4 protein-coding genes are annotated in these 2,892 nt (G+C 38.2%); all 4 read left to right on the plus strand.

Annotated elements, in window-relative coordinates:
- Positions 1-151: 151 nt before the first annotated feature.
- Positions 152-787 carry a hypothetical protein gene (locus tag B7L72_RS08425; RefSeq protein WP_081193726.1) on the plus strand — a complete coding sequence of 212 codons (636 nt, stop codon included), beginning with the start codon at positions 152-154 and terminating at the stop codon, positions 785-787.
- Between the two features lie 15 nt (positions 788-802).
- Entirely contained in the window at positions 803-1,264 is a 462-nt protein-coding gene (locus tag B7L72_RS18230; protein WP_139788474.1) for a hypothetical protein, read from the plus strand.
- Positions 1,210-1,761: a hypothetical protein gene (locus B7L72_RS18235; RefSeq protein ID WP_139788475.1), complete on the plus strand. Its 552-nt coding sequence runs from the start codon at positions 1,210-1,212 to the stop codon at positions 1,759-1,761. Before B7L72_RS18230 ends, B7L72_RS18235 begins: the two co-directional genes overlap by 55 nt.
- Positions 1,762-1,862: 101 nt before the next feature.
- Positions 1,863-2,892: glycosyltransferase family 2 protein (locus tag B7L72_RS18540; RefSeq protein WP_176212856.1), on the plus strand; the 1,030-nt coding region annotated here is incomplete at its 3' end.

Genomic DNA, 2,892 nt, shown 5'->3' on the forward strand with positions numbered 1-2,892 from the left:
AGCAGGCAGATAACGCCGCTAAACTCGCGATGAGCTTCAGCAACAGCTAGCAGAGCGAGATAAGCAACTAGCCGAGCGCACTCAGCAGCGGGATGAAAAAGCCCAGCAGGCAAATAACGCCGCTAAAGCTCGCGATGAGCTTCAGCAGCAGTTGGCAGAGCGAGATAAGCAACTGGCCGAACGCACTCAGCAGCGAGATGAAAAAGCTCAGCAGGCAGATAACGCCACTAAAGCCCGTGATGAGCTTCAGCAGCAGCTAGCAGAACGAAACAAGCAACTGGCCGAACGCACCCAGCAGCGGGATGAAAAAGCCCAGCAGGCGGATAACGCGACCAAAGCCCGTGATGAAGCGTTAGAGCAAGTAGCTCAAACAGAGCAAGCATTACAGCAAAGTCAACAAGAGCAGCAAGCTGCATATCAAAAGCGTGATGAAGAAACACAGCGTGCAGATGAAGCAAGCTCAGAATTAAAAGTATATTCATTAAAATTAGCAGAATCCCAAGAAAGGGATGAGCAGCTTAAAAATGAATACAGTTCACTAGTAGAAGAAAATAAAAAGCTGCAATCAGATTTAAAAGAACAGACGCGTTCAGCACAGCTAAGCACCAAGCTTTTGGCGAAAGTAGAAGCTGATGTTTCTGAATTGCGCGAGCGCTATGCGGAAAAAGTAAAAAGCGAGCAAGAGCTTAAAGACCTTATTAAAGAGCTACATGCTAAACTGCAAGCCGCATCGCATTTTTATCACAAGCTTGAACAAGAGCACCCTGAATTGCTCGAAAAGCAATAAGGCGCACAGTATATCATGAGAGAATCAATCGATTTAAAAACATTGCAGCGAGAGTTACAGCAAGCGCTTAAGCTAATCAACGATCATAGCGCAATACACAACGACACCAGTAAAGCTGAGCCAGACGTTGAAGGTTTAAATAACACTCAAAGCCTGCTCGAACGCTGTGCAGCCGTAGTTGAACAAGACAACGTAAGCGCTAAGCCAACACTACGCATTATCCATCACTTTGCTTGTAGTGGTGGTACCCTGATTTCCAAATGTTTGGCTGCACAACCTAATGTGTTTCTATTAAGTGAACTGCATCCAACAACGCGACTGGCATTTAACGAAGAGCATGCTTTATACACTCCAAGAGATATAACAACTCAGGCCTTTTATGGACGTTTACCACAGCTAGATAACTTGGCTGAAAAATATTTGTGGCTGGAATCAAAGAGGCAGAGCAGCATGTTCGAGCACTTGGTGGTAGTTTAGTAATTCGTGCACATACACACGCTGACTATTGCACAGATATTGTGCCGCCAGAGCAAGATACATTGACAAGGCTGTTAGATCCTTTCTTTGATATTAAACACTTAGTAACGATTAGGAATCCAATAGATTCTTTTTTATCTTTGCAAGATAATGGTTGGGTGCATTTTGAGCCTGCTACTTTTGATGAGTATTGTTATAGACTTTTTAAATTCTTAAATTTTTTTGAAGCATCAGATATAGTTTGCTATGAAGACTTTGTCTCAGAACCTAGAAAGCTTACCAGTCGCTGTGCAGAGATACTTGATATACCAGTCAATAATTTAGCACATGACTATATTGATATTTTTAATATTAGTGGCGATAGTGGGCGTTCTGGTAGTGAGATTATGCCAAGATCAAGAAAGTATGTTAGTGACGAATATATGCAAGATATTATTCAGTCGATATCATTTAAAGAGCTATGCAAGCGTTATGATATTCAACCATTGTCTGAATAATTAAATTTGCGACTTAAGTTTTTCAATTTAAATGCTTTAAAATTAATGCCGGTATTGTGTTGAAAAATACTAAATTTATAATTTTCATTGAAGGATTGCCAATGAATAGTTTTATCTTTTATAAAATAAAAGAAAGTTATGAGAGTTGTAACTATAATTATGCCTCCATACTTTTAAATAAAATAGATTACAATAGCCTTAATGATTCAGGACGAAATTTGTATGATCATTTTTTAGTTAAATTGAAGAAAAAAATAGAAATTAAACATGAGCCTGAGTATCAAGATGGTTTGCTTTCACTTCATGATAATAAGAGCATTGTTCCTGGTATAAGTTTAGTTTCTTGCTGTATGAACCGGAACGAAAATCTTATAAAATCAATGCATAGCTGGCTTAAATTGCCAGTTGATGAAATTATAATTGTTGATTGGTCTTCAACAGTACCTGTAACTGACTCATTAAGTTGTTTTGATGACCAAAGAATAAAAATAATTCGTGTGGAAGGAGAGAGAAAATGGGTCTTAACGTATGCCTTTAATGTTGGTCTTAGGTTTTCAAGATTCTCAAAGATATTCAAATTGGACGCTGATATCTATGTCAAAGATAATTTTTTAGAAAATAACTATTTTGCTCATGGAGAGTTTATACGCGGTTCTTGGGAAAAATCTTTAGAAGCCGGCTTAGATGATCAGATATTTGTAAATGGTTCTTTTGGCGCAAGCAAAGATGACTTAAAAAAAATAGGATATTATAATGAATACATCACAACTTATGGCTGGGATGACTCAGACCTTTATGAAAGACTAGCAGTAAAAGCCGGATTAAAAACAAAGTACTTGGTGATAGATTCACTTATTCACATAGAACAAAAGCAAGAAGAGAGAACTATAAATCAGTCCTTGCCTAATTCTAATTTTCTTGGCAAAGTTTCCGTAACGGAGTTTAATAACTCTGTCAACAAATATATCGCTAGGGTACATGATTTTTGGACAGAAAACAAACTTAACGACTATTTTTTAGAGAGGAAAGGGATAAACTACTGGGTGGCCAACCGTACTACAGAAGGTGTAACGGTGCCGCGTGATTTCTTTAGTGATTCTAAGTTATATGCGGCAAACTTGTTTTCTTTTA

The organism is Halomonas sp. BC1, from assembly GCF_002078135.1.
Classification (GTDB): Bacteria; Pseudomonadota; Gammaproteobacteria; order Pseudomonadales; family Halomonadaceae; genus Vreelandella; species Vreelandella stevensii.

Coding starts and splice junctions, on each gene's coding strand:
- B7L72_RS18230 (WP_139788474.1), top strand. CDS start 803: ATGAGAGAATCAATCGATTTAAAAACATTGCAGCGAGAGTTACAGCAA.